The 6,560-nt window shown below is 58.8% G+C and carries 5 protein-coding genes; 3 read left to right on the forward strand and 2 right to left on the reverse strand.

Features of this window, described 5'->3' with window-relative positions; all coding sequences use genetic code 11:
- Position 1: 1 nt before the first annotated feature.
- Both HMPREF2541_RS01615 and HMPREF2541_RS01620 read left to right on the forward strand, forming a co-directional pair.
- Complete coding sequence (locus tag HMPREF2541_RS01615) at positions 2–2,530, forward strand: RelA/SpoT family protein (protein WP_003824850.1); 2,529 nt, start codon at positions 2–4, stop codon at positions 2,528–2,530.
- A 108-nt stretch (positions 2,531–2,638) separates the two neighbouring features.
- Entirely contained in the window at positions 2,639–2,923 is a 285-nt protein-coding gene (locus HMPREF2541_RS01620; protein ID WP_003824848.1) for a DUF3079 domain-containing protein, read from the forward strand.
- A gap of 129 nt (positions 2,924–3,052) precedes the next feature.
- Here HMPREF2541_RS01620 and HMPREF2541_RS12325 read toward each other — a convergent pair whose 3' ends face one another.
- Entirely contained in the window at positions 3,053–3,493 is a 441-nt protein-coding gene (locus HMPREF2541_RS12325; protein WP_023887927.1) for a hypothetical protein, read from the reverse strand.
- A 279-nt stretch (positions 3,494–3,772) separates the two neighbouring features.
- Positions 3,773–5,230, reverse strand: a complete 1,458-nt coding sequence (cls, locus tag HMPREF2541_RS01630) for a cardiolipin synthase (protein ID WP_003824843.1) — start codon at positions 5,228–5,230, stop codon at positions 3,773–3,775.
- A 166-nt stretch (positions 5,231–5,396) separates the two neighbouring features.
- On the opposite strand from cls, the gene HMPREF2541_RS01635 reads away from it, so the two are divergent.
- On the forward strand, positions 5,397–6,335 hold the full coding sequence (locus tag HMPREF2541_RS01635; RefSeq protein ID WP_003824841.1) for a D-2-hydroxyacid dehydrogenase: 939 nt from the start codon (positions 5,397–5,399) through the stop codon (positions 6,333–6,335).
- Positions 6,336–6,560 lie beyond the last annotated feature (225 nt).

Raw genomic sequence — 6,560 nt, forward strand, 5'->3', positions numbered from 1 at the left:
CATGATTGCCCCCTGCGCCGACTATGCCGCCCCCGTTGCCGCCTGGCGTGAACACCTGTTTGCCCAAACAGGCTACCTGAAAAAAATGGAACGCTGGGCCTTGCTCGAAGCTGCCTGCGTTTACATTCACGACACCGCCGCCAAGCAGGGGCAACCCGATCAGCTCGAACGCGCCTTCCGCCTCACCGCCGCGCTGGCCGAGGAAAAACAGCGCGTACACGCCCTGTGCGCGGTGCTGGTGCAAATTGCCATGGAAGACCTCGGCACACAGGCCGACCCTGCCTTTTTGCAGCCCACGTTCGGCGAAGTGTGCACCGAAATCGCCGCCCATATCCACACAGATACCGAAGCCGGCCAAGAAGCCCAGCTCACCCAGTGCCGCCGGCAAATCAACGAGGTATACCACCTCATCATCGAACGCAGCCGCCAATCCCTGCTGCGCGCCGCAGGCTACCTGAAAACCGAAGACCAAAGCCTGCTCAACCGCGCCTGCGATTTCGGCATCCGCGCCCACCAAAACCAATTCCGCAACAGCGGCGTGCCCTACATCACCCACCCCATGGCCGTGGCCCAGCAGCTGGCCGAATGGCATATCGATGCCCAAGGCCTGTGCGCCGGCGTGCTGCACGACGTGCTTGAAGACACCGGCACGAGCAAAGAAGAGCTAGCCGCCGAATTCGGCCAGGCCATTGCCGATATGGTGGACGGCCTCTCCAAGCTGGAAAAACTCGAATACGACAGCCAGGCCGAGCATCAGGCCGAAAGCTTCCGCAAGCTCATCATGGCGATGACCAAAGACATCCGCGTCATCATCGTCAAGCTCTCCGACCGCCTGCACAATATGCGCACGCTGGATGCCAAAAAGCCCGACAGCCGCCGCCGCATCGCCCGCGAAACGCTGGAAATCTACGCCCAGCTCGCCAACCGCATCGGCCTCAACCATGCCTACCGCGAGCTGCAAGACCTCTCCTTCAAATACCTGCTGCCCAACCGCTACGCCGTGCTCGAGCGCGCCCGCCAAGCCAGCCGCCGCAACCGCCGCGACGTGGTGGGCAAAGTATTAAGCGCCTTCAGCCAACGGCTGGTGAGCGCCAACATCGAAGCCAAAATCCGCGGCCGCGAAAAAAACCTCTACAGCATCTACAAGAAAATGCAGGACAAAAAACTGCATTTTTCCGAAGTAATGGATATTTACGGCTTCCGCGTCATCGTTAACAACATCCCTGCCTGCTACGCCGCCCTCGGCGCGCTGCACAGCCTCTATAAGCCCAAGCCCGGCCACATCAAAGACTACATCGCCATCCCCAAGGCCAACGGCTACCAAAGCCTGCACACCACCCTGGTCGGCCCCTTCGGCCTGCCCATCGAAGTGCAAATCCGCACCCGCGAAATGGATAAAGTGGCCGAAGAAGGCGTGGCCAGCCATCTTCTCTACAAAAACCCCGCCACCGACCCGGCCGCCCAACGCACCCACCAATGGCTGCAAAACATCCTCGATTTCCAAGCCCAAGGCGACAACGCCATCGAATTCCTTGAGCATGTGAAAGTGGATTTGTTCCCTCGCGAAGTGTATGTATTCACGCCGAAAGGCAAAATCCTCGTGTTGCCCGAAGGCGCCACGCCCGTGGATTTCGCCTATGCCGTGCACACCGACATCGGCCACCGCTGCATCGCCGCCCGCGTCAACAACAACATGGTTTCCCTGCGCACCCGCCTGCGCACCGGCGACAGCGTGGAAATCATCACTTCCAACACCGCCCGCCCCAATCCGGCCTGGCTTAATTTCGTGATTTCCGGCCGCGCCCGCAGCGCCATCCGCAACAAACTCAAAAACATCGACCGCGGCGATGCCGTGCGCCTGGGCGAGCAGCTGCTGCAACGCGCCCTCACCGCCCTGCTGCCCCAAGAACTCCTGCTCTCCGAAGACCTCAAACAAAGCTATCTCGACGATCTCAGCCGCAAAAACACCAGCTTCGAAGACATCCTCTACGACGTGGGCATGGGCAGGCTCGCCCCCGTATCCGTGGCCATGCACATTGCCGAAATCGCCGGCCGCCAGCCCGAGAGCAACGGCGTAAAAATTGCCCCCATCAGCGTGGGCAGCAGCGACAGCGGCCGCGTCCAACTCGCTTCCTGCTGCCACCCCATCCCCGGCGACAACATCAAAGCCCTGCTGGTGAAAGACCACGGCCTCATCATTCACCGCGACACCTGCCCCAACACCCTTAAAGCCCCGCCTGAGCAACAGCTGGATGCCAACTGGGAAGGTATCGAGCAAAAGAAAACCTACCACACCAGCATCACCGTATCCGCCAAACGCGCCCACGGCCTGCTCGCCGCCATGGCACAAGCCGTATCCGGGCAGGGCGCCGACATCGAATCGGTCGATACCCTCAGCTCCGCTCAGGAAAACAGCGAAGGCTTCATCGAATTCAGCTTCCGCCTGCAAATATCCAACCTCGAGCAGCTGGAGCAAATCATCAGCGCCCTATATGCCATTTCGCAGGTGCGCAAAGTGCAGCGCCAATGAAAACGGGATGTTCATTCCTGTAGCTGACCAGGCAATACGACAGCTACAGGCATCCCGCTTCCAGCCACGCCACCATGCTTTAAACCATATCAATAAACGACACACATCATGGCCAAAAAATTTCCCATTTTCCCCAAACACCCCGAACGCATCTGCTGGGGCTGCGACAAATACTGCCGCACCGAAGACCTGCAGTGCGGCAACGGCTGCGAACGCATCCAACACCCCATCGAAACCGACGGCCCCGAATGGTATAAACACGGCGACTGGAGCAACCTGCTCAGCGATGAGCAGCAAATCGAACTCGGCCTCAAAGCCGCCCCTGTGCCCGTCCCGGAAGCGCCGGCCAAACCTGCCAAACCGCATATCAAACTGCCGCTCAAGCAGCATTAGCCCACATGTTTTCAGGTAGCCTTTCCAGAACAACAAAGGCTACCTGAAACTTGTCTCCATCAATCCAGCCAGCCAACAAAAATACCGCCGGGCTTTCCGGCGGTATTTTCAATACAGCTACAATCGTGCTTATTCACTTTTAGCGTCTTCGATATCTTCAGCAATGTCTTTTTCCAGCTGGCTGATCAAAGCATCGCACTCCTGTTTACGCTGTTCGGGAGTGGTCTTCATCATGTTTTCCTGGATGTTGCGCATGTTCTGGCGCAGGGGGGCGTAGATATCGGCAAATTCTTTGCGACGTTGCTCGTCTTTCACGCTAGCCAGGTATTCTTCGATTTTGTTTTCCCAAGGCTGACACCAGTGGTCGCCGGCAGCTGCGGCGGCAGAGGCATCAGATGCAGCGGCAGCCGGAGCAGAAGCAGCATCGCTGGCAGCGGGTGCGGAAGCAGCCGGAGCAGAAGCTGCGGAAGCGGCAGAGGCATCAGATGCAGCAGCCGGAGCGGGGTTGTCACCGCAAGCGGTCAAAGCGAAAGCGGCAATCAAAGCGGCGAATACGGATGTTTTCTTCATGGTTGGATCCTTATATAAAGTTGAAGGGAAGTGTCTACTATAGTAAATGAACAAAAAACGACACTGCGTTGATCCGCCTTGCTAGCACTGCTTAGCACTACCTGCGGCGCACCGCTTTGTCTCGGTTTTCATTCATTCACTATAAAAGAATGTGTTTATCTTAACATAAATGTTTTTCCGCCCCAAGCCCAATGATATGAAATAGTTTTCAGGTAGCCTTCGGCTTTGGTAAAGATGCCAATTTATAATTATTTCACACCATGGCTTGGCCGGCTGCTTCTACAACAACGGGCTGGCCAGCCGCACGCAGCGTTCGACAAAGCGGCGGATACGCGGGCGCTGCTGCCATTTATTCAGCTCCACTTCTTCGCAGTCTTTCAGGTAGCCTTGCAGCAGCGCGGCCACGGCGGCCACGGTGTCGGGCGAATAAAGGGCGAGGCTCACTTCGAGATTGAGGTAGAAACTGCGCATATCCATGTTTACCGTACCGAACAGGGCAAAGCGGTTGTCCACCACCACCGCCTTGGTGTGCAGCAGGCCGCCGCCATACATTTTCAGCCTCACGCCCGCATCCAAAAGCGGCTGATAGTAGGCGCTGCTGGCGTAGCGCACCAGACGAGAATCGTTGCGCCGCGGCAGGATTAAGGTTACTTTCACGCCGCGCTGGGCGGTCATAGTGAGCGTGTTGAGCAAGGCTTCATCCGGCACGAAATAAGGCGTGCTGATGATCACAGATTCCTGCGCCACGTTCAGCGCGTTCACCAACACATCGTACACCAGCGAAGTATCGCCGCCCGGGTGCGAGGGCAGCACTTGCAGGGTTTCGCTGCCGCTGCCGGCAAAGCGTTCGTGTGTGCCGGTGAGGTAGCCGCTCAGGTATTCCAAGGTGGCATTGAGGTTGTGTGAGTTTTCCACCGCCCAATCGCCGTAGAACACCGCCGCCAATTCCTGCGCCGCCACGCCTTCACACCGCAGCACCGCATCCACCCATTCGCCCACGCCAGCACCCTGCTTGAAGAGCTTGGGGTCAACCAGGTTATAGCTGCCGGTGTAGGCAATGCGGTAGTCCACCACCAGGATTTTGCGGTGGTTGCGCACATCGGCGCGCACCCACAGCGAGCTGATCAGCCCAAATGGCAACGCAGGAGTAACCTCCACCCCGGCTTCGCGCAGCCAATCCGGCCAGTCCGACAACCAAAAGCCCTGGCTGCCCAGCGAATCGGCCAAAAGCTGGCAGCGCACGCCGCGATCTGCCGCGCGCATCAGCGCATCCAGCACCGCTTCCACCCGCCCGCTGCCATCCACAATATAAAACTCCAGCAGGCAGCAATGCTGCGCCGCATCAATGTCGTCCACGAAGGCCTGCAAAATCTCATCCGAATCAGCCATCAGGCGCACGCCGTTATCGCCGGTGGGCGCGTAGCCCGATCTGCCCTGCACAAAACGCGCCAACTGCCTGAACCGAATATCCTCCACCGGCGCGGCCTCGGGCGGCAGGAAACGGTCGGCAAATTCATCGTGGAAAGCATGCAGTTCCGCCCGGCGCGCCGCCCGCAACCGCCCCAGCTTCGGCTCGCCAATCAGCAGATAAGCCGCTACGCCCACAAACGGAAAGGCAAACAACAGCGTGAGCCAAGCCAGCGCCGCACTGCCCGAGCGGCGGGCGTAAATCACCCGTAAGGCAATGCCCAGCGTGAGCAAAAAGTGCGTGCTCAGAAAAATATTCGACCAACTCATTATGTTTTCAAATCAAAACCGGGGAAAGGCAACAGTATAGCTGCAGTAAAGGCTACCTGAAAGCAACCGCGACAGCTTTTCAGGTAGCCTTCCCGCCCGCCTCCGGTTTCGCGCTATACTCACTGCAGGCCATATCGTCTTCCATCCCTGTTCCAAGGAGCCATTCATGCACATCGTCTTCCTCGACCGCGACACCCTGCCCGCCCGCCCGCTCTCTTTCAACTTCCCCCACACCCTGCACGAATTTCCCGCCACCGCGCCCGAGCAAACCAACGCCCACCTCGCCGGCGCACAAATCGCCATCACCAACAAAGTCGCCATCCGCGCCGAACACTTCGCCGCCAACCCCCAGCTCAAACTCATCGCCGTGGCCGCCACCGGCTACGACCACATCGATCTGGCCGCCGCCAAAGCCGCCGGTATTACCGTGTGCAACGTGCGCAACTACAGCAGCGAAAGCGTGGGCCAACATGCCTTCATGATGCTGCTCTCCCTCATCCGCCACTTGCCCGCCTGTATGCGCGACATCGCTGCCGGCGCCTGGCAGCAATCCCCCCAATTCGTCCACTTCAACACCCCCATGCACGACCTCGGTGGTAAAACCCTCGCCATCTTCGGCCGCGGCAACATCGGCCGCACCCTCGCCGGCTACGCCCAAGCCTTCGGCATGAAAGTCATCTGGGGCGAACACAAACACGCAGCCGCCGTGCGCGAAGGCTACACCCCATTTCAGGTAGCCTTGCAGCAGGCCGATGCCGTTTCCCTGCACTGCCCGCTCAACGAGCACACCCGCCACATGATCGGCGAAGCCGAGCTGCGCCTGATGAAACCGACCGCCATCCTTATCAATACCGGCCGCGGCGGCCTCGCCGACGAACAAGCCGTATTCGACGCCCTGCAACAAGGCCGGCTCGGCGGCGCCGGTTTCGACGTACTCAGCCAAGAACCCCCGCGCCAAGGCAACCCACTGCTCGCCCCGCTGCCCAACCTCATAGTTACCCCACACATTGCCTGGACCAGCCAGGAGGCTCTGCTCAATATGACCGAAATTCTCGAAGCCAATATCACCGCCTTCGCCGAAGGCAGGCCACAAAACGTGTTATAAACAGATAGGGCAAGATAAAGGTTACCTGAAGATTTCAGGTAGCCTTTTACGTTGCAGCAGGCAAGTATCGCTATAAAACCTGGCTGCGAGCTGCTGTCAGCAAAGCCTCGCCTTCATTTGGGAAAAATAGAGGCTACCTGAAAGTTTCAGGTAGCCTCTGCCCGCTAATGAAGCCCGTCCCCATTCCCCATAAAAATAGGGGCTGACGTAGATTAGCAGTCATGC

This window comes from Eikenella sp. HMSC061C02 (assembly GCF_001809035.1).
Lineage (GTDB): Bacteria > Pseudomonadota > Gammaproteobacteria > Burkholderiales > Neisseriaceae > Eikenella > Eikenella corrodens.